A 19,922-nucleotide genomic window follows, 5' to 3' on the forward strand; every position below is an offset into this window, starting at 1 on the left:
CGTGCTGCCCATGACCTCCCACGTCATGGACCGTGCGCACCCTCTCTGGGAAAGTACCTCCATCGAATCAATCAACCAACCAACCAGGAGAAAACACCATGACCGGCTTCAACATCCTTCCCCTCGCAGTCGCCTTGCTGATCGGCGTCGCGGCCCTCGGCTCCTGCCTCGGCATCGGGCTGGTCGGCCAGAAGTTCCTGGAGAGCACCGCGCGCCAGCCCGAGCTGGTCGACACGCTGCAGACCAAGTTCTTCCTGGTGGCGGGCGTGACCGACGGAGCCTTCATCATCGCCACCGGCATCGGCCTCTGGTTTGCCACTGCCAACCCCTTCGGCTGAGCAGGAACGAGACGGCGCACTGGCACCATTCGTGCTAGCACTGTTGACACCGAATTGTTTACAGTTAAAGTATTTAGCTATCAACGGTTTGATGTCGCTGGTGCCGCATGGGGCGGTGCCGGTGCGTTGTTTCATCCTTCCTTGCCGGAGAACCCATGAGCCACCTGCCCCTGAAGTCGCCCGCGCTGCCGCGCACCCTGCTTTCGCTGCTGCTGTGCGGCGCAGCCCTCGGTACCGCGGTGTCGGCCGCTGCCGCACCCGTCAAGGTGGGCCTGGCCCTCGACATCTCGGGGCCGTTCGCGGCATTGGGCGCCGAGGCGCGCGACGGCTTTGCGCTGGGCATCAAGCAGCTGGGCGGCAAGCTCGGCGGGCAGGACGTCGAATTCGTGCAGGCCGACATGGCCGGCAGCCCCGACCAGGCCAAGCAGCTGGTCGACCGCATGATCCAGCGCGACAAGATCGACATCTTCAGCGGCCCCATCGGCTCCAACGTGGCGCTGGCCGTGGGCCCGACGCTCTTCAACGCCAAGGTGCCGTACCTCTCGGCCAACGCCGGCCCGAGCCAGTTTGCGGGCGCGCAGTGCAATGCCTACTTCTTCGGCACCGCCTACCAGAACGACCAGTTCCACGAGGCCGCCGGCAAGTTCGCGCAAGACCGCGCCTTCAAGAAGATCGTGCTCATCGCTCCCAACTACCCGGCCGGCAAAGACGCCCTGGGCGGCTTCAAGCGCCAGTTCAAGGGCCAGGTGGCCGACGAGCTCTACACCAAGCTCGGCCAGATCGACTACGCCGCCGAACTCGCGCAGCTGCGCGCGGCCAAGCCCGACTCGATCTACTTCTTCCTGCCCGGCGCGATGGGCATCAACTTCATCAAGCAGTTCGTGGGCGCAGGCCTGTCGAAAGACATCACGCTCGTGACCAGCGGCTTCTCGGCCGACGAGGACGTGATCGGCGCCGTGGGCGACCCGATGCTCGGCCTGTTCAACACCTCGCACTGGGCGCACGACCTCGACAACGCGGCCAACAAGGCCTTCGTGGCCGCGTTCCGCAAGGAATACAACGGCCGCTACCCGTCGGTGTACGCGGCGCAGGCCTACGACGCGATCCTCGCGATGGACGCCGCCGTGAAGCAGGCCGGCGGCAACGCGCAGAACCGCGAAGCCGTGGTGGCCGCGCTGAAGAAGGCCAACTACGCCTCGACGCGCGGCAGCTTCAAGTACGCGAACAACCACTATCCGATCGAGAACTTCTACCTGCGCGTGATCGGCAAGGACGCACAGGGCAAGGTCACGAACAAGCTGATCAACACGGTTCTCACGAACTACGGCGACTCGTACGCCGACAAGTGTCCCCTCAAGTGAGCGGCATCCTCGTTCTCGAGCAGCTGCTCAACGGCCTCGGCTACGGGCTGATGCTGTTCCTGCTGGCTGCTGGGCTCACGCTGGTGTTCGGCATCATGGACGTGCTGAACCTCGCGCATGGCTCGCTCTTCATGGCCGGCGCGTATGTGGCGGCCGAAGCGCACACGCGCACCGGCTCGTTCGCGGCGGCCATCGTCATCGCGGTGGCGGTCACCGTCGTGGTCGCGCTGCTGCTCGAGGTGCTGCTGATGCGCCGCCTCTACACACGCGACCACCTCGCGCAGGTGCTCGCCACCTTCGGCGTGATCCTGGTGGCCGACGACATCGTGACGATGGCCTGGGGGCCCTCGCCGGTGATGGCGCCGACGCCGGCCGCGCTCTCGGGGCCCGTCAACCTGATGGACGGCCTGCCCTACCCGGCCTATCGCCTCGTCATCCTCGTCGGCGGCCTGCTGGTGGCGCTGGCGCTGTACCTGCTGGTGAACCACACGCGCATCGGCATGCGGGTGCGCGCGGGCGCCTCCGACCGGCCGATGGCCGAGCTGATGGGCGTGCGCGTGGGCCGCATCTTCAACGGCGTGTTCCTGCTCGGTGCCGCGCTGGCCGCGCTGGCGGGCGCGCTGATGGGCCCGATCGTCGCGGTACAGGTCGGCATGGGCGAGGCCATCCTGATTCCGGCGCTCGTCGTGCTGGTGATCGGTGGCATCGGTTCGGTGCGCGGCGCCTTCGTGGCTGCACTGCTCGTGGGCGTGGTCGACACCGTGGGGCGTGCCTTCGTGCCGATGCTGCTGCGTGCCACGCTGCCGCCGGCCACCGCGGCCGACCTGGGGCCGCTGTTCGCCGAAGTCGCGATGTACGCGCTGATGGTGGTCGTCCTCATCTTCCGGCCCTCGGGGCTTTTCTCGGCACGCGCATGAAGACAACGACATCCTCACGCTACATCGGCCTCGGGCTGCTCTTCGTGCTGCTCGCGGCGTTCCCGCTGGTCGCGCCCGTCTTCGGGCTCGAGTTCTACATCGGCTTCGTGCGGCGCGTGCTCATCGTGGCGCTGGCGGCCGCGAGCCTCAACTTCATCCTCGGCTTCGGCGGCATGGTGGCGCTGGGGCATGCGGGCTTCATCGGCATGGGGGCCTACACGGTGGTGGCGCTCAGCGACGCGGGCGTGATGTCGGGCTGGATCATGTGGCCCGCAGCCGCTCTGGTAGCCGGCCTTGTTGCCGCGCTGATCGGCACGGTGGCGCTGCGCACGCGCGGCGTGTACTTCATCATGACCACGCTGGCCTTCGCGCAGATGCTGTACTTCGTGGTGGTGTCGCTGCGCCGATATGGCGGCGACGACGGCTACACGCTGATGTCGCGGCCCACGCTGCTGCCGGGGCTGGACCTGGGCAACGAAGCCAACTTCTACTGGGTGGTGCTGGCCATCGTGGCGCTCGCGCTCTGGTGGCTGCACCGCGCGACGCAATCGCGTTTCGGCCATGCGCTGATGGGCATCCGCGACAACGAGACGCGCATGCGGGCGCTGGGCTATCCGGTGTTCCGGCTGCAACTGGTGGCGTTCGCCATCGCGGGCGCCATCGCGGGGCTGGCCGGTGCGCTGCTCGCAGGCGGCAACGGCTTCGTGAGCCCGGCGACGATGCACTGGACGCAATCGGCCACGCTGCTGGTGATGGTCGTCATCGGTGGGCTGGGGCGCAGCTGGGGTGGGCCTGTGGGCGCTGTTGTCTGGCTGGTGCTCGAAGAAGCGTTGAAGCAGCACACGGAGCATTGGCATATGCCGCTGGGGTTGCTGTTGATCGCCGTCGCCTTGTGGGCACCCAAAGGACTTGCTGCCCTGTACAAGCGCCGCTTGCCCCTCACCCCAACCCTCTCCCCAGAGGGGCGAGGGAGTAAGACGACACCATGAGCCTTTTCAGAATCGAAGGGTTGGTCAAGCGCTTCGGCGGACTGCTGGCGACCGACCATGTGAACCTCACCGTGGAGCGCGGCGAAGTGCATGCGCTGATCGGGCCGAACGGCGCGGGCAAGACCACGCTGGTGAACCTGATCACCGGCCTGCTGAAAGCCGATGCCGGTCGCATCCTGCTCGACGAAGCCGACATCACGAAGCTGAAGGACCACCAGCGCGTGGCCGCCGGCATGTCGCGCTGCTTCCAGGTAACGCGCGTGTTCCCGAAAGAGACCGTGCACGACAACCTCATGCTCGCGGCGCAGGCCCATGCGGGCACCAGCTTGCGCTTCATGGCGCCGCGCGCGAAGGAGCGCGACCTTGTCGATCGCGCCATGGCGCTGGCCGACCGCGTCGGCCTCGGCAGCGAACGCGAGCGCATCGCGGGCACGCTGCCCCACGGCGCGCAGCGTGCGCTCGACGTGGCGCTGGCGCTCGCGGCCGAGCCCAAGCTGCTGCTGCTCGACGAGCCGATGGCCGGCATGGGCCCGGACGAATCGGCGCGCATGGTGGAGCTGATCGAATCGCTGCGCGCATCGATGGCCATCCTGCTGATCGAGCACGACATGGATGCGGTGTTCCGCCTCGCCAACCGGCTCACCGTGCTGGTGCAGGGCAAGGTGTTGATGAGCGGCACGGCCGACGAAGTGCGGGGACATCCCGACGTACAAGCCGTCTACCTCGGCACCGAAGCGGAGGGCCACTCATGAGCACGGCCACTACATTGCTCGAAGCTAAATCCATCGAAGCCGGCTACGGCGCGAGCCAGGTGCTGTTCGGCATCGACCTCGACATTCGCCCCGGCGAAGTGCTCGCGCTGCTCGGGCGCAACGGCATGGGCAAGAGCACACTGCTGAAGGTGCTGACGGGCACGCTCTCGCCGATGCGCGGCAGCGTGCACTTCGGCGGCGCGGCCATCGGCGGCCACAAGCCCGACGCCATTGCACGGCGCGGCGTGGCCATCGTGCCCGAGGGGCGGCATGTGTTTCCCAACCTCAGCGTCGATGAGCATCTGCGCGCCTTCGCAAGACCGCGTCCGGGCAGCGCGCCGCGCTGGACGCTCGATGCGCTCTACGGTTTGTTCCCTCGCTTGTCCGAACGCAAGGCCAACGCGGGCAACCAGCTCTCGGGCGGCGAGCAGCAGATGCTGGCCATCGCCCGCGCGCTGTCGACGCACCCGCGCCTCTTGATCCTCGACGAAGCCACCGAGGGCCTGGCCCCGGTGATCCGCGAGGAGATCTGGCACTGCATCGCCACGCTCAAGGCCGAGGGCGAAGCGATCCTGGTGGTCGACAAGTACGTGCAGCGCCTGCTGCCGCTGGCCAATCGCCATGTAATCCTCGAACGCGGGCGCGTGGTGTGGCAGGGCGACTCGACCGCGCTGGATGCCGACCGGTCGTTGTGGACGCGCTACCTGGGCGTGTAGGGCCTCCGTCTCATTGCGGACGAAGCGCCAGGAAGTAGACCCACGCTTCCTCGTTGCGGCCGATGCGCTCCATCTCCCAGTGCGTGCGCAAGCCGGCCTCTTCAAGCTGCGCGGCGAACAGGTCTTTCGCCCAGTACACGGTGTGACAGTCGCCATTCGTCTCGCCTTCGCCGACGCGCATGGAGACCAGGAAGACACCGCCGGGCTCGAGTGCGTCGAAGACCTTGCGCAAGATCGGGCCGATCTGCGCGCGATCGACATGAATCAGCACGCACATCGCGAGGATGGCGTTGTAGGGCCCGCCCAGCGCATCCGTGATGACGTCGAGCAGTTCGCCCTTCTTGCCGCGCTCCGCCTGCAGATCGAGAAATGCCTGTGCCGCATCGGTGCGCCTGACGACCCCGCCCAGGGACTCGACGAAGTCGGCGTCCCGCCCCGGACCGGAGCCGATCTCGAGCACGGTGCCGCCGGTGGGCACGAACTGCATCATCCGCCGCAGCGCGTCCGCGATTTCGGGCTGCAGCGGGTGTTCGGCCACGATCGCGTTGTACTCGCGGGCAGAACCTTCATAGGACTGGACGGTGCGGTGCGATTTCTCCAGCGCCTGTGCGGAGATTTTCATGAGCAGCCTTTCCGGCCCATCGGACATCCGGCGGGACCTGGATGGAAAGTCTAGGTCCAACGCGCCATCCGGCGCATGGTGGGCGAAAGCCCCGGGCGCTTTCGCACGCTGAGCCGCGGCGATCGCGCAATCAGCGCCTAGCGCACTTCGCAGTCGACAGCGTTCGGCTTGGGGGCAGAGGAACTGCCGCTGACGGGTGATGGCGCGCTGAAGGCGGGCGGCAGCGTGAACGTGAGGCCGGGGTTCTTCGGAACGACGACCGGCGCCTGGATAGGCGTTGGCGTGAAGCCGAATTGCCCCGCGGCAAAGTTGGCGCTCCCGCCCTTGTTGCTGACATTGATCAGGCCATCGATCACCTGGACATACAGACCCGGCGGAAGAACGGGAGTGGAAGCAGCTGGTACAGACCTGGGCAGCACAAGCTGCTGTGCAGTTGCGTGCATCGGGACCAGGGCAGCCAACAGCGCAGAAAGGAAGAAGAAAGAGAAATTTTTCATCGGATGGTCTCCTTGCAGTACGCGGCTCACTGCGGCACGAGGGAAACGACCATGCTGGCGCTCCCCTTCAGCACACCCGCCGGGGTGTTGATGACGGTCGCGTCCTGGCTGCGCTGGCCGAGCGCGCCCGCGATGCTGCGAAAACCGCCTTGCGCCAGCCCCAGTTCGACCTTGTCGTCCTGCGGCTTGCCGGCGTCGTAGCTGTAGCGCGTCACCACGAGCATCGACTGCGGCTGCAGGATCAGCTCGGCGCCGTCCGCGAACTTCAGCTGCGCATAGGCGCGGCTCTCGGTCGTGAGCGTGTCGCCCTGGTGAACCGGCGAATCCACCGCCAGCAGCCGGGTGACGCCCTGCGCGTTGCGCGCGGCCAGGATGCCCGAGAGATTGGTCACGGTGCCGACCACCTGTGCGTAGGCCGAGGGCGCCAGCGCCAGCCAGCCGATGAGGCAGAGCAGGCCCGCGATGCGTCGTGTCGTCGTCGATTTCATGTGGCGCTCCTCAATTGCAGTACATCTTCTTGGCGGGCTCGTTCTTGGTCGCGACCTTGTCCGCCGACGCCACTTCCTTGGTGTCTGTCTTGTCGGCGGCTTTGTCGGACTTCGTGTCGCTCGTCTTGTCGTCGCTGGACGACGTGGACGAAGTAAAGAAGAGCGCGCCCCCGGAAGACGACCAAGTCACGGTCTTGATGATCTCGTTGGTCGCCTGCTGCACCGGCTTGACCGGTTCCGACGCCGTCGGCGGGCTCAGGACCTGGCAGAGCGCCGAATTGGGCGCGATCGTGCAGATGTCGGCGGAAGGCGGTGTCGACGTGACCGGCGTTGTCGTTGTGGGCGGCGCCTCGCACCCCAGCATCGTGGGGCTCACGGTGCATGCGGCCGCAGTCGGCAACACGGCCGAGCAGCCGTCGAGCGACCTGTTCGCCACGCACTGCGTCAGCGTCGGCAATACCGCGTCGCAGCCAGGCAGCGCGGGGTTGGTGGTGCAGGCCCCCAGCGTGGGCACGACGGCGGCGGTGGCGCGCGCCACCGAGCTTCCGCCGGTCGGGTAGCTGACGGTCAGCGTGGCCGTGCTGCCCGGCGAGGTCTGCGCGGGCGCGTTGACCTGGCTGAAGGTGCCGCTGTTGCTCAGGCCCCGCGCCACGACGAAGTCGGCCTGCGCGCCGTTCGCGGGCAAGGCGCCGCCAAGCCCGGCGAGGTTGAGCGCGCCGGCGAGATGCGCCGACCCGTCGATGTCGAGCAGGTCGAAGCCGCTGCCGCCGACCTTGATGTTCAGCGTGCCGCTGCCGGTCTGCGTGTAGTTGCCGCGCACGGTGAGCGTGCCCGCCGTCGTGGCGGTGCCGGGCGACACGATGCCGTTGTTGACCAGCGTGCCGTCGCCGCCCAGCGCGATGGTGCCGCTGCCGCTGATGCTGCCGTTGTTGTAGATGTCCGCGCCGCCACCGCCCAGCGTGGCGCCGGCCTGCAGCACGATGGCGCCGTTGTTGGGGTTGTCGGTGCCCTGGCGCGCATCGAGCGTGCCGCCTTCGATGCGCACCGTGCCGCCCGCCATGTTGCTCAGAGGCACGGCAACGAGGCCCGTGCCGGTCTTCACCACCGTGCCGCCGTTCGCGAGCCGCCCGTCGCCGGCCGTGAACGCAGCGCCGTCGCCGAGGTTGAGGGTGCCGAGGTTGTTCCACGTCACGGCTGCCAGCGTCACTTCGGAGCCGGCCATGTTCACGACGTTGCGCGTGGTGAGCGTGTTGCCCTGCCCCTGGATCGCGGTCGATGCGCCCATCGACAGCACCGGGGCGGCCGCCTTGACGTCCACCGCGCCGAGCAGCGAGATGTAGTTCTGCCAGGTCATGGCGCCGGCGCCGGAGAAGTCGGTGCTGCTGTCGAGCGTCACGTTGTCGAGCGTCAGTTGCGCGCCGCTCGCGACCTGCATCTTGCCGCCGAGCGTGGAGCTCGCCAGGGTCAGTCGCCCGGCGTCGGCGCGGATGGTGCCGGCCGCGCCGTTCTGGATGCCAGTGAACTGCTGGTCGCTGGCAGTGGCCTTCACCAGCGTGCCGTTGTTGATGAAGGTGGCCATGACACCGCCCGTGCCCGCGAACACGTCGGAGCGCGTGCCGGTGGTGGTGACGGTACCGTCGTTCTCGAACTTCACGCGCTCGTCGTGCGCCAGGATGGCGCCGCTGCTGCCCCTGACCTCGACGGCCGCGCTGTTCCTCCAGACGCCGGCTTCGCGCAGGGTGACTGCGCCGTCGACCACCACGCCCGCGCCCTGCGTCAGCAGCGTGTTGCCGCCGGTGTTGAGGCTCATGTCGTGCAGCACCAGGCTGTTGCCGCCCTGGCTGAAGCTCAGGTTCGTGCCCAGCGTCACGGCGTCTGACCACGCGACCGTGCCGGTGCCGGTGAAGCCCGAACCGGCGTTGAAGGTCTGCCCGCCCGACATCGACAGCGTGGAGGGCGCGCTCACGTTGAACACGCCGCTGTGGGTGCCGCCTTGGCCGAACGACACCGTGCCGGGGCTGTCGATGCTCACCGTGCCGGCGTTGTTGAGCACGCCCGAGATCGGCGAGCCTTCGCGTTGCACCAGCAGCGTGCCGCCCGCTCCCACATTGACGGTGCCGGCGACGATGGCCGAGGTGGGCGCGGCCAGCGAGGTGGTTCCGCCGCCGATGATGAGCGTGCCGTTGCCGGTCGTCGAAGAACCTTCAGACACGGTCAGCACGCCGCCGTTCAGGTTCATGTCGGCGTTGACCTGGGCCGCATGACTGGCGCCCGAGTCGTCGTTCTGCAGGTTGCTGTTGAGATTGAGCCCGAGCTTGCCGCCCTTGCTGGTGATCGCCGCATTGATGACGATGTTGTTGCTGGCGTTCAGCGTCAGCGTGGAGTCGGCGGCGCTGGTCCTGGCGATGGCCGACGAGACGGTGATGTCGCCGGCGCCGGTCGTGGGGCTGCCCGTGGTGATGCTCACGTCGGTGCCCGCGTCGAGCTGCGACGTGATGATGTCGGCGCCGATGTGCGCGCCGGTTTCGCTCGAGGTGATGGCGTTGGTGCCGGTGGTGCCGCCACTGCCGCCGCCGGCCACGATCTCGATGCTGAGCGGGTCGATGTGCCACTCGCCGCCGCGGCCCACGATGGGCACGTTGACCACGTCGAGCGAGCGCTGGCCCGAGGTGTCGACATAGCCGCCGCGCCCCGCGCTGCCGGTGGCCGACACGCGGCCGTCGATCGCCGCCGCGCCGTCGGCGTAGAGAACGACGTTGCCGCCGGTCGTGCCGTTGGCGCTGATGTCCGATGCTGCCGTCGTCTTCAGGTCGCCGGAGGCGCGCAGGAACACGCGGCCACCCTCGCGCACCACGCTGTCGGCGTTGATGCTGCCGCTGTTGGTCACGAGGCCCGCCGCCAGGCCGATGCGCCCGGCCTCGGCCGCGATGCGCCCGAGGTTCTTCGCCTCGCCCGGCGTGCCGGTGATGGCCACCGAGACACCCGGCGTGCCGGTGTCGACCAGTTGCACGGTCTGCCCCGCGGCCAGCAGCACTTCGCCGTTGGGTGCATTGAGCGTGCCGCTGTTGACCACGCTGGGGCCGACCAGGTAAATGCTGCCGCCGCTCGCGGCGTTGATGGTGCCTGCGTTGCGCACTTCACCCGCCGAGGCCGTGCCGCGGAACATGAGCCGGCCCGCGAGGAAGTCGCTGTCGCTGACGTTGAGCGTGCTCGCGATGAAGCTGCCGACGTCGATGCGCGCGCCGGGCCCGACCATGATGCCGGCCGGATTGATGAGCCAGAGCGCGCCGTTGGCCTTGATCTGCCCGTAGATCAGCGACGGGTCGCCGCCGACGGTGCGCGCCAGCAGCGCCGAGGTGCTGCCCGGCTGGCGGATGTCGACCAGCGCGTTCGCGCCGACATTGAAGGTCGCGAAATTGACCAGGGCCTGCGGCGTGCCCTGCAGGATGTTCAGCGTGGTGCCGTTCTGCGTGAACGAGACATTGCCGGAAGTGACGCTCCAGCCCGTGGGCAGCGCGCCCGGCAGCGGCTGGGCCCACAGCGGGAGCGGAGCGGCTGCTGCTGCAGCGCACAGCGCAGCGGCGGCCATCGGCAGGAGGCGGCGTCTGAAGTTCGGGCGCATGGTGTGTTTGCCTTGTGTGGGGTTCAGAACGCCAGCATCGCGCTCAGGTGGGCGCGCCAGTCGCCGCGTTTTTCGGTGAACGAGGGACCTGCGTCGTTGACGCGGGCGATGTCCAGCCGTAGGCTGAAGTCGCGGCCCCAGCCGTAGCGCGCGCCCACGCCCATGCTCGACACATGGACGCGGCGCGGCAGCGTGGTGCCGGCCGTGCGGCTGTTGCTGCCCTGCCCCGCATCGAAGAAGACCAATGCGCGCAGCTGGCCGGGCACGCCTGTCAGGGCACTCAGCTCGGGTGAATAGAGCTCGGCGTTGACCACCACGCCGCTGTCGGCCACGACGGCACGCTCCTGGAAGCCGCGCACCAGCGTCTGGCCCGTCAGGCCGAACTGCTCGCTCGCCACCAGTGGCGTGTTGGTGTACTGCGCGCTGCCCGCGAGCCGTGCCTGCCATCCGCCGAATGTGCCGGACAGGTTCTTTACGTACGAGGCGCTGCCGCGCAGCACGACGAAGTCGTCCCGCGTGCGGCGGTTGCCGGGCGTGAGGTAGGAGTAGCGGTCAGTGCGGCCGTCGAGGTTGGTGTAGCGCGTGCCGCTGGGCAGGTTGCGCGACAGGCCGGCGCTGTAGGCCAGCACTTCGTCGACGCTGTCGCGCTGGCCGATGTAGGTCAGGCTCAGCGGCATGGTGACGTAGGGCACGCACGAGGCGATGGGCGGTGTGGGCGGCGCAATGCTCACCTGCTCGCCGCCGATGTCGCAGCGCGAGTCGATGCGGCGGCGGTCGAGGCCGACCACGAGCTTCGAGCTGCTTTCGCCGCTGCGGCCGAGAAAGTGGTTCCAGCGCAGGCCGTAGACATCGCCCTTGCCGGTGAAGCCCAGCACGCCGCCGAGCGTGGGCGAGCTGGCCGGCGAGTTGACGCTCGACTTGCCGTAGATGAAGTCCAGGCTGTCGCCGAAGCCGTAGAGCGGGATGCGGTAGCCCAGCGAATACAGGTGCAGCCGCATGCCCGCGGGGCTGTCGGGCGAGGTGGTGTACGCCAGCGTGCCCACCTGGTCGCGGTTGAACAGGTTGGCGTGCTGCAGCGCGACGCCGGTGCGCCAGCGGCCGCTGGTCTCGGTGCCGGTGTTGTCGAGCGTGGTGATGAGGCGCAGCGGATCGTGGTCGACCACCGCCACCTTGGCGTCGATGGTGCCGGGGCTGGCGCCTTCGCTGAGCGTCACGCCGATCTGCTTGGCCGGACTGTCGTTGGCCAGCTGCACCGACTCCGAGATGGCGCGCAGGTCGGGCACGCGGCCGGGCTGCAGGCGCGAGAGGCTGGCGCGGATGTTGTCCGAATCGAAGTGCGTATTGCCGCTGACCGTGACCGACGAGATCACGCTCTCGGTCACGCGCAGCTTCACGGTGCCGCCGGTGAGTTCCTGTTCGGGCACCGAGACCCGCACGGTCGTGTAGCCGGCGCGGGTGTAGGCCTGCTGCAGGGCGTCTACCGCGAGCTGGATGTCACCGTAGGCCTTGCCGGGGCCCGCCATGGAGGCGACCAGCCGGTCGACTTCGGCGGCGCCGAGCAGTGTGTCGCCTTCGACCTGGAAGCGCGCGATGTCGAAGCGCTCGCCCTGCTGCGCGTTGGCTGCAAAGCCCGCCATCGCCAGCGCAGCAGCCACGCCGCATCGAACCCACTTTCTCGCCAATCTTTGTCTCATTCGTTCACCCAGGGAACACCGGTGGCTGAACAAATAAGGCGCGATGGCGGCCGTGTTCAGGATGCTACATATAGTAATTCAACGTAAATAAAAGTGTAAATATGTTGTGGATCGCGACTTTATGGGGTTGATATGTTTCAAAAAGTTGTCCTCACACAACATTCGAGGCGTCAGACGGAACGCGTGATGCCGCCGTCCACGCGCAGGTTCTGGCCGGTGATGTAGCCCGCGCCTTCCGACGCGAGGAAGCCGATGACGGCGGCGATCTCGCTGCTCTTGCCGTAGCGGCCCATCGGAATGCGGCCGCGGAATTCGGCCTTCTCGGGCAGGCTGTCGATGAAGCCGGGCAGCACGTTGTTCATGCGCACGTTGTCGGCCGCGTACTTGTCGGCGAAGAGTTTGGTGAAGGCTGCAAGGCCGGCGCGGAACACGCCCGATGTGGGGAACACGGGGTCGGGCTCGAAGGCAGCGAAGGTGGAGATGTTGATGATGGAGCCGCCGCCCTGCTTCACCATCAACGGCGCAACGAGGCGTGCAGGACGCACGGCGCTCAGCAGGTAGACGTCCATGCCGCGGTGCCAGTCTTCGTCGGTGATGTCGAGGATCGGCGCGCGCGGGCCGTGGCCTGCGCTGTTGACCAGCACGTCGACGCGGCCCCATTCAGCTACGACCTTGTCGACGAGCCGCTTCAGGTCGTCGTTCGACTGGTTCGAGCCGGTCACGCCGATGCCACCCAACTCGGCGGCCAGTGCCTCGCCCTTGCCCGACGACGAGAGGATGGCGACGCGAAAACCGTCGTCTGCGAGCTTGCGGGCGGCGGCGGCGCCCATGCCGCTGCCACCTGCGGTGACGATGGCTACTTTTTTCTGCTCTTCAGAAGACATTCGGGATTCCTTGGTTCATGCAGAGCCTGCATTTAGCCAAGGAATCGGGGCTCTTGCTATTCAGGCTTTTGTTGTTCAGGGCGAGTGCGAATGACACCGGGTACTCCCCTCCGCGAATGTCCCCCGGCCTTCGGCCTCCTCCTTTATTTCGCTGCGGGGAGCACCCGATGCCATTCGCACATGAGCGCGGTCGTTGTGCCGCCGGATCAACCGCTGCGTCCATCGATCACGTCGGCGGGGTGCGCAGGCCTACTGCTTGCAGGTGCGCTGACGTTCAACCTGTTTCGTCATCTGAACGATCTCGTGCTCAACGCACATGGACTCCGCCGTCTGCTCCAGCGATCCACCGCCATAGTCCTTCGCCGCGCTGCGTTTGCATCCTTGGTCGCGCACGACTTCCCAGCGGGCGATCTTGGCTTCGAGACGCTCCTTGCAGGCCAGCAACTGCTGCACCTTGCTGGCTAAAGCGTGCTTCAGTTTCAAGTCAGCCGCAACGACATCGCGATACGCGCAAATGTTCATCGCTGATTGACTTGCCTCGCAGCGGGACAGAAGGCCGCGCAATTCGTCCTCAGGTATCCCGGAGCGTTGCGCCAAGGCGGTCAATACCTCCTGAAAACCAGGCTCGTACTTCGCAGGAGATGCTGCGGATGCTCCCGAGACTGCGCAAGCAGTCAGCAGCGCAATCAACACGCGTTTCATCGTGCGGGCTGAAATAGGGATGCCTCTTCGCGTCGGCGGTTTGCTAGGCTCTGCAAACGAACAGTGCGAAGACGGTGGCCGCGAGGTTCTGCGCGCCCACTGGCACTCATCACCGTGTTCTCGTTGGCCATTCAAGCTCCCTTGTTGTGCTTCTAAGGCCCGCGTTTTACCAACGCCTCATGACGGAACCTGTACTTGGCCGAGAACTCGGCTTTCTTGCCATTCAGGCTCTTGTTATTCGGGGTGCGTGCGAATGACACCGGGCACTCCCCTCCGCGAATGTCCCCCGGCCTTCGGCCTCCTCCTTTATTTCGCTGCGGGGAGCACCCGGTGCCATTCGCACATCAGCGCTGCTCTCGTGCCGGCGGTTCGACCGCTGCGCCCGACGATCACGTCGATGGGGTGCCTTGCGCAGCGAAATAAAGGAGGAGGCCGAAGGCCGGAGGACATTCGCGGAGCAAGGTACCCCGTCGGCGTGATCGCGCCCCCGAAAGCAAACGAGTCGAAGCTCAGGCAGTAGGCAAGGTCGCCTGCATGGAGGCACGCCGGTTGAACACCTCGAACCACTTCGCACTGTTCGGCGCCTCAGCGCGCCAGTCGACGGCAGGAAAGCGGAAGTCCATGTAGCCCAACGCACACCCGAAAGCGATGGTGCCGATGTCGACACGATCACCGAACGAAGGCGCAGCCGTCTCGAGCCATTCGAGGCCAGTGCGCACCTTGGCGAGTTGGCCATCGGTCCAGTCAGCCCAGCGCAGTTCTTCAGGACGCAGCACGCTCTCGTAGCGAGCGAGCAATGCAGCGCCAGTCATGCCGTCGGCCAGCGCGAGCTCGGTCAGGCGTGCCCAGCGCGCGGCGCCGTCGGCCGGAAACAGCTTGCCCGATTGCGTGGCGTTCAGGTACTCGCAGATCACGCGGCTGTCGAACAGCACCTGGCCGTCGTCGGTGATGAAGGTCGGCACCTGGCCGAGCGGGTTCTTCGGGATGATGGTGGCGTCGCGCTTCACCGGGCCGGCCGCGCTCGGCAGCTTCTCGATGCGGTCTGCAATGCCGAGTTCGTGCGCCACGACCATGCACTTGCGCACGAAGGGGGAAGCGGGAGAGAAGAAGATTTTCATGATGAGGCGGGAGTTTGTGTTTCAGGCGTGCACTGTGACTACGCCGGCTTCCTGATGCGCAACATGCCCTCCTGCGCGGCCGAGGCCACCAAGCGGCCGTCGCGCGCATAGAGGCTGCCGCGGCACAGGCCGCGCGCCCCGCCCGCGCTGGGCGAATCGAGCACGTACAGCAGCCAGTCGTCCATGCGGAAATCGCGATGGAACCACATCGCGTGGTCGAGGCTCGCGGGGCGCACCTGGCCGCTCATGAAGCTCAGGCCGTGCGGCAGCATCGCGGCGCGCAGCAGGCCGTGGTCGGAGGCATAGGCCAGCAGCGCGCGGTGCACCATCGGGTCGTCGGGCAGCGGCGCGATGGCGCGCATCCAGATGGCGCTTTGCGACGCCGCCGGGCGCGGCAGCGGCGCCATCAGGTCCTCGGGATCGACGCGGCGGTATTCGATGCCGTGCGGCTGGATCGCCTTGGAGCGCCAGGGCTCGGGCAGGCGGTCGCCGAGGGCGATGCGCTGGTCGAGTTCGCTGACGAGGCCTTCGGGGCCGGCCACCTCGGGCATGTCGAACTGATGCTCGACGCCTTCGTCCACCGTCTGGAACGAGGCCGACATTTCAAAAATGATGCGCTCCTGCTGGCGCGCCACCACGTGGCGGGTGGTGAAGCTGCGGCCGTCGCGCACACGGTCGACGCTGTACTCGATGGGTGCATGCTCGCCCGGCAGCAGGAAGTAGGCGTGCATCGAATGCACCGGGCGCTCGGCGCCCACCGTGAGGCTGGCCGCCATCAGCGACTGGCCCAGCACCTGGCCGCCGAACACGGCGGGCGTGCCGATGTCCTCGCTCTGGGCCCGGAAGCGGTCGCCACCCAGTGGCTCGAGCTGCATGAGCGCGACGAGTTCGTTGACGAGGTGGGAGGCGGTGGCGGAGTCGGTGGTCATCAGAGGGAGCAGTCAAAACAAGGCAGAAAGCAACCTTGGACCATAGCAAAGGACGGGCCCGCGGGCTGTCGCGGGCCCGTCAGCAGCTGCTATTTGAAGAAGCAGATGTCCATGAGGCGGGCCCGGCAGCTGTAGTCCGTTCCGCCCTGCACCACGGCGAGCGGCGCCCCGCCCAGCACCAGCGAGCCGTCGGCGGCTCGGGACACCGGCGTTGGCGCCGCCTTGTCGGCGGGGCCGCTGGCCGTTTCCTGCTCTACGTACTTGAGGTACTGCGTCCGGGTGAAGTCGACCGCCTCGTCCTGCTTCAGCACGCCGGCCTCGTAGCGGCGGCCCTTGACGCTGCCGAAGTAGCGCAGCGCCGGGCCGGTGCGGTCGCCGTATTTCACCTCGGTCTTTGCGAAGCCGGTCTGGATCAAAAAGGCCTGGTCGTCGGGCGTCAGGTCGGTGTCGAAGACCATCAGCACGTACTGGCCTTCGAGGCTCTGGTTGCGTGCCACCTTCAACTCGCCGACCAGGGCGGGCGAGATCTTGGTGCGCCCTTCCCACCGCAGGATGGTGGCCACGCCCGGGTCGCCGTCGAACACGTAGTGGTACTTCTCGCCGGCAATGACGAGCTTGCGGCCGTCCTTGCTCGCAAGAAAGCTCACCATCGCGTCCTTGCCATGAACGGGCTCGCCCTCGGGCGTGCTGGCGCAGCCCCACTGCATCAGGCCGAGCGCAGCGCACGAAAGAGCCAGGAAGCCGCGGCGCGCGGTGATCGACAACGAAAGAAGGTTCACGTTTCGTCCGGGGGTCGAGTTCATCTTGCCCCGGACTCTAGCGCGCCGCCGTGCTCAGCGGTCGAGGTCAGCGCCGTCGGCGACCAGCTTTTTCTGCAGGGCGGGCACATCGACCTTCGCAAAGGCCGTGCTGCCCAACGACGCCGCCGCCGTGCCCGCGGCCTGCCCCATGACGAAGCAGCCGCCGCTCGCGCGCGCAGCCGACTGGCCTTCGTGCGTCATCGATGCGCAGCGGCCGGCCACGAGCAGGTTGTCGAGCGCCTGCGGCACCAGCATGCGCCACGGCAGGTGGTTGTAGGCGTTGGCTTCGTCGCGCGGAAAGGCCCACTCGATGCGGCCGTCGGCATGCATTTCCATCGGCCATGCATTCAGGCCGATGTTGTCGTCGAACTTCGCCGAACCGAGGATGTCCTCGCGCCCAAGCGCGTACAGGCCCTGGATGCGCCGCGTCTCGCGGATGCCGACCTGCGGCGCGATCTCCACGATGGACGACTGCGCGAAGCCCGGCACCTCGGCCTTCAAAAACTTGAAGTACTCGCTGATCTGGCGGCGGCCTTCGAGTTCGCCTTCGGTGAGCTCGCGCGCATCGACGCCGTTCATCGCGCGGCCTTGGGCGTTGCGGATCTGCGTGACGTTGGCGCGCCATTCGCGCGGGTCCTTGTTGGGCCGCAGGATCGCGCCTTCGCGCGGAAACTTGTAGACGCCCGGCTTCTGCTGCTCGGTGCGCGCCATGTAGTCGTTGATGGCCTTGAACTCGCCCACCGCCTCCAGCGCGGCCGGCGCATCGACCTGGCCGATGCGGAACATGGTGGTCGGGAACAGCCCGCTGCCATGGCCGTCGCCCACTTCGAAGGGCACGCCAGCAAAGGCCGCCACATCGGCGTCGCCGCTGGCATCGATGAAGGCGTTGGCGCGAATGGCCTGGCGGCCCGACTTGGTCTCGACCACCAGCGCCGCGATGCGGCTGCCGTCGCGAATCACCGCGGCTGCGTAGGCATGGAACAGCAGCTTCACGCCCGCGGCGTCGAGCAGCTGGTCGGCGGCCAGCTTGTAGGCAGAGGTGTCGTACGAGCGCACGCAGATGCGCCCGCCCATGCCGTTCTGCGGCTGGTTCATGCCGTTGAGCCCGGCAATGCGCTCGATCAGCTCGTCGACCACGCCGTGCACCAGCTGCGTCATCTCGCCCTTGCGCTTGCCGTACAGGCCCGCGAAGTTGGTAACGCCGCCGGCAGTGCCCATGCCGCCGAGAAAGCCGTAGCGCTCCACCAGCAGCGTGTTGGCGCCGTGGCGTGCGGCGCTCACGGCGGCAGCGATGCCGGCGGGGCCGCCGCCGACCACCACCACGTCGTATTCGCCGAATACCGGCAGCTCGCGCGCCGGTTCATGCAATGTCTGGACTGTCATGTGATTACTGGAGCTTGATGCCGCGTGCGGAAATGATCTTGCTCATGATCGCCGCTTCTTCATTGACGCGCGTGCGCATACCGTCCGGCGAGGTGCCCACGGCCTGCCAGCCCTGCTCGAAGAGCTTGCGGCGCACGTCCGGGTTCTTCATGACCACTTCGAGTTCGCGGCTGATGCGCGCCTGCGCCGCCTTCGACAGGTTGGCCGGGCCGAGCAGCGCCACCCACACTTCGAGATTGAAGTCTTTCACGCCGGCGTCGGACAGCGGCGGAATCTCGGGCACCAGCGCGCTGCGGCCGCCCGTGAGGCCGATGGCCTTGAGCTTGCCGGCCCTGATCTGCGGCATGGCCACGCCCGGTGGGATCAGGCCCATCTGCACCTGGTCGCCCAGCATCGCGGTAATGACTTGCGGGTTGCCCTGGTAGGGCACGTGCTCGGGCTTGAAGCCGGGCACGCGGGTCTTGAGCAGTTCCATGCCCAGGTGGCCGACCGAGCCGATGCCCACCGAGCCGTAGTTCCACTTGTCGCCGGCCTTGCGGCCCTCATCGAAGAAAGCAGTGCCCGAAGGCAGGTTGTTCTGCGCCACCAGCACCAGCGGCGCGGTCGCGATCAGCGACAGGTAGGTGAAGTCTTTCACCGGGTCGTACGGCAGCTTGGCGTACAGCATCTTCGACGACGTGAGGTTGCCGTTGATGACGATGCCCAGCGTGTGGTCGTCGGTGGCCTTGGCCACCTGGTCGGCTGCGATGTTGCCCGAGGCGCCGGCCTTGTTGTCGACCACGATCGGCTGGCCCAGCGCCTTCGACAACGGCTCTGCGATGGTGCGCGCCGCGATGTCGGGCGTGGAGCCGCCCGGAAAGCCCACGAGCAGGCGGATCGGCTTCGTCGGCCAGGCGGCATTCTCTGCACTGGCGCTCATCGGCAGCGCGGCGGCGGCAGCCAGGCCGCAGGCAATCAAAAGAGCTCTCTTGGTGGCTTGCATGAAAAGAAGTGTGAAAAAGTTGTCAAAAAACAAAGAGGGCCAGCTTAACTGTCGAGCGAGACACCGGGCAAGCCCCAGGGCTTGGCAATGTCCCCGTTAATCCAGGCTGATGTTGCCCCTGCGCACCAGCTCGCCGTACACCTTCGACTTGGCCTCGGCATTGCGCTCGATTTCCTCCGGCGACCAGGCCAGTGGCTCGAAGGCGAAGGTGTCGAAGCGGGCGCGAATTTCGGGGTCGGCGATGACCTTGGCCACGTCGGCGTTGATCTTCGCCTTGATGGCCGCCGGCACGCCCTTCGGCGCGAGCAGCGACACGAACGAATTCACCTCCAGCGAGGCCGGGCCGCCGGCTTCTGCCATGGTCGGCACGTCGGGCATCTGCGGAATGCGCTTGGGCGCCGCGATGGCCAGGTAGCGCAGCTTGCCGGCCTTGTAGATGCCCTGGCTCGACGGAATGCTGGCAAAGCTCCACGGCACCTCCCCGGCGCCCACGTTGGAGAACAGTTGCGACACCTCGCGGTACGGCGCGTGACGCATATGGATGCCGGTGAGCGCTTCGAGTTGTTGCGCCCCCAGATGGCCCGGGCTGCCCACGCCCCACGAGCCGTAGACGATGCCATCGGGGTTGGCCTTGGCGGCGGCGATCAGGTCGCTCATGTTCTTCCACTTCGAATCGGTGCCCACCGCCACGAAGAAGGGCGTGCGGAACAGCGAAGCCACCGGGTCGAAGTGCTGCAGCGTCACGAAGTTGCGCGACTTGTACAGGTGCGGCAGCGCGGCGATGTGCTCGCTGTCGAGCTGCAGCAGCGTGTAGCCGTCGGGCGCCGCGCGGCGGGCCTGGTCGATGGCGATGAAGCCGCCGCCGCCGGGCTTGTTGTCGATCAGCACGCGCTGGCCCCACAGGCGAGAGAGCTTGTCGGAGACGAGGCGTAGCACCGCATCGGGCCCGCTGCCGGCCGCAAACGGGGTGACCAGGGTCACGGGCTTGTTGGGGAAGTCGCTGGCTTGCGCCATGGCGCCTGTTGCTGCCGTCAAGGCAAGGACGCCTGTGAGCAGTGCGCGCGAGAAATTCATGTCTTGTCTCCTGGGCGTGAACCTAGATGGTCGCCTCGATGGTTATGAATGATG

Annotated in this window: 18 protein-coding genes and 1 pseudogene; 6 read left to right on the top strand and 13 right to left on the bottom strand. The window is 67.2% G+C overall.

Translation table 11 applies throughout. The features are described 5' to 3' along the window. Nucleotides 1-98 precede the first annotated feature (98 nt). From atpE to ACSFBF_RS24160, 6 genes and pseudogenes are all read left to right on the top strand, one after another. The gene (gene atpE, locus ACSFBF_RS24135; protein ID WP_012745530.1) at nucleotides 99-338 is read left to right on the top strand and encodes a F0F1 ATP synthase subunit C; all 240 of its coding nucleotides are present in this window, start codon (nucleotides 99-101) and stop codon (nucleotides 336-338) included. Nucleotides 339-493: 155 nt separating this feature from the next. Further along, nucleotides 494-1,699, top strand: coding sequence for an ABC transporter substrate-binding protein (locus ACSFBF_RS24140; protein WP_435471423.1), 1,206 nt, complete (start codon nucleotides 494-496; stop codon nucleotides 1,697-1,699). Next, on the top strand, nucleotides 1,696-2,616 hold the full coding sequence (locus tag ACSFBF_RS24145; protein ID WP_258351677.1) for a branched-chain amino acid ABC transporter permease: 921 nt from the start codon (nucleotides 1,696-1,698) through the stop codon (nucleotides 2,614-2,616). The genes ACSFBF_RS24140 and ACSFBF_RS24145 overlap by 4 nt, the downstream gene beginning before the upstream one ends. Continuing rightward, nucleotides 2,613-3,605: a branched-chain amino acid ABC transporter permease gene (locus ACSFBF_RS24150; protein ID WP_435471425.1), complete on the top strand. Its 993-nt coding sequence runs from the start codon at nucleotides 2,613-2,615 to the stop codon at nucleotides 3,603-3,605. Before ACSFBF_RS24145 ends, ACSFBF_RS24150 begins: the two co-directional genes overlap by 4 nt. Beyond that, nucleotides 3,602-4,357, top strand: a complete 756-nt coding sequence (locus tag ACSFBF_RS24155; protein ID WP_435471427.1) for an ABC transporter ATP-binding protein — start codon at nucleotides 3,602-3,604, stop codon at nucleotides 4,355-4,357. The genes ACSFBF_RS24150 and ACSFBF_RS24155 overlap by 4 nt, the downstream gene beginning before the upstream one ends. Nucleotides 4,358-4,434: 77 nt before the next feature. After that, nucleotides 4,435-5,073 (top strand): annotated as a pseudogene (locus ACSFBF_RS24160) (ABC transporter ATP-binding protein); the annotation flags it as partial. A 10-nt stretch (nucleotides 5,074-5,083) separates the two neighbouring features. Here ACSFBF_RS24160 and ACSFBF_RS24165 read toward each other — a convergent pair. From ACSFBF_RS24165 to ACSFBF_RS24225, 13 genes are all read right to left on the bottom strand, one after another. Then, nucleotides 5,084-5,695 (bottom strand): methyltransferase domain-containing protein, encoded by a 612-nt coding sequence (locus ACSFBF_RS24165; protein ID WP_435471429.1) that lies wholly within the window; start codon nucleotides 5,693-5,695, stop codon nucleotides 5,084-5,086. Nucleotides 5,696-5,832: 137 nt separating this feature from the next. Beyond that, on the bottom strand, nucleotides 5,833-6,192 hold the full coding sequence (locus tag ACSFBF_RS24170; protein WP_435471431.1) for a hypothetical protein: 360 nt from the start codon (nucleotides 6,190-6,192) through the stop codon (nucleotides 5,833-5,835). 26 nt (nucleotides 6,193-6,218) lie between these two features. Continuing rightward, nucleotides 6,219-6,680, bottom strand: coding sequence for a FecR family protein (locus tag ACSFBF_RS24175; protein WP_435471433.1), 462 nt, complete (start codon nucleotides 6,678-6,680; stop codon nucleotides 6,219-6,221). 10 nt (nucleotides 6,681-6,690) lie between these two features. Beyond that, nucleotides 6,691-10,302 (bottom strand): beta strand repeat-containing protein, encoded by a 3,612-nt coding sequence (locus ACSFBF_RS24180; protein ID WP_435471435.1) that lies wholly within the window; start codon nucleotides 10,300-10,302, stop codon nucleotides 6,691-6,693. A 23-nt stretch (nucleotides 10,303-10,325) separates the two neighbouring features. Then, nucleotides 10,326-11,984 (bottom strand): ShlB/FhaC/HecB family hemolysin secretion/activation protein, encoded by a 1,659-nt coding sequence (locus tag ACSFBF_RS24185; protein ID WP_435471437.1) that lies wholly within the window; start codon nucleotides 11,982-11,984, stop codon nucleotides 10,326-10,328. A 182-nt stretch (nucleotides 11,985-12,166) separates the two neighbouring features. After that, nucleotides 12,167-12,880: an SDR family oxidoreductase gene (locus ACSFBF_RS24190; RefSeq protein WP_435471439.1), complete on the bottom strand. Its 714-nt coding sequence runs from the start codon at nucleotides 12,878-12,880 to the stop codon at nucleotides 12,167-12,169. Between the two features lie 249 nt (nucleotides 12,881-13,129). Further along, a complete protein-coding gene (locus ACSFBF_RS24195; RefSeq protein ID WP_435471441.1) occupies nucleotides 13,130-13,582 on the bottom strand; it encodes a lysozyme inhibitor LprI family protein in 453 nt (150 codons plus the stop codon). Nucleotides 13,583-14,091: 509 nt separating this feature from the next. Beyond that, a complete protein-coding gene (locus tag ACSFBF_RS24200) occupies nucleotides 14,092-14,700 on the bottom strand; it encodes a glutathione S-transferase (protein ID WP_435471443.1) in 609 nt (202 codons plus the stop codon). Nucleotides 14,701-14,738: 38 nt separating this feature from the next. Continuing rightward, nucleotides 14,739-15,629: an acyl-CoA thioesterase gene (locus ACSFBF_RS24205; RefSeq protein ID WP_435471445.1), complete on the bottom strand. Its 891-nt coding sequence runs from the start codon at nucleotides 15,627-15,629 to the stop codon at nucleotides 14,739-14,741. A gap of 89 nt (nucleotides 15,630-15,718) precedes the next feature. Further along, nucleotides 15,719-16,408 (bottom strand): hypothetical protein, encoded by a 690-nt coding sequence (locus tag ACSFBF_RS24210; protein ID WP_435471447.1) that lies wholly within the window; start codon nucleotides 16,406-16,408, stop codon nucleotides 15,719-15,721. Between the two features lie 54 nt (nucleotides 16,409-16,462). After that, a complete protein-coding gene (locus ACSFBF_RS24215; protein WP_435471449.1) occupies nucleotides 16,463-17,812 on the bottom strand; it encodes an FAD-dependent oxidoreductase in 1,350 nt (449 codons plus the stop codon). A 4-nt stretch (nucleotides 17,813-17,816) separates the two neighbouring features. Further along, on the bottom strand, nucleotides 17,817-18,794 hold the full coding sequence (locus ACSFBF_RS24220) for a Bug family tripartite tricarboxylate transporter substrate binding protein (RefSeq protein ID WP_435471451.1): 978 nt from the start codon (nucleotides 18,792-18,794) through the stop codon (nucleotides 17,817-17,819). A gap of 96 nt (nucleotides 18,795-18,890) precedes the next feature. Then, nucleotides 18,891-19,868, bottom strand: coding sequence for a Bug family tripartite tricarboxylate transporter substrate binding protein (locus ACSFBF_RS24225; RefSeq protein WP_435471453.1), 978 nt, complete (start codon nucleotides 19,866-19,868; stop codon nucleotides 18,891-18,893). Nucleotides 19,869-19,922: the final 54 nt, after the last annotated feature.

The organism is Variovorax nivicola (assembly GCF_051216475.1).
Lineage (GTDB): Bacteria > Pseudomonadota > Gammaproteobacteria > Burkholderiales > Burkholderiaceae_C > Variovorax.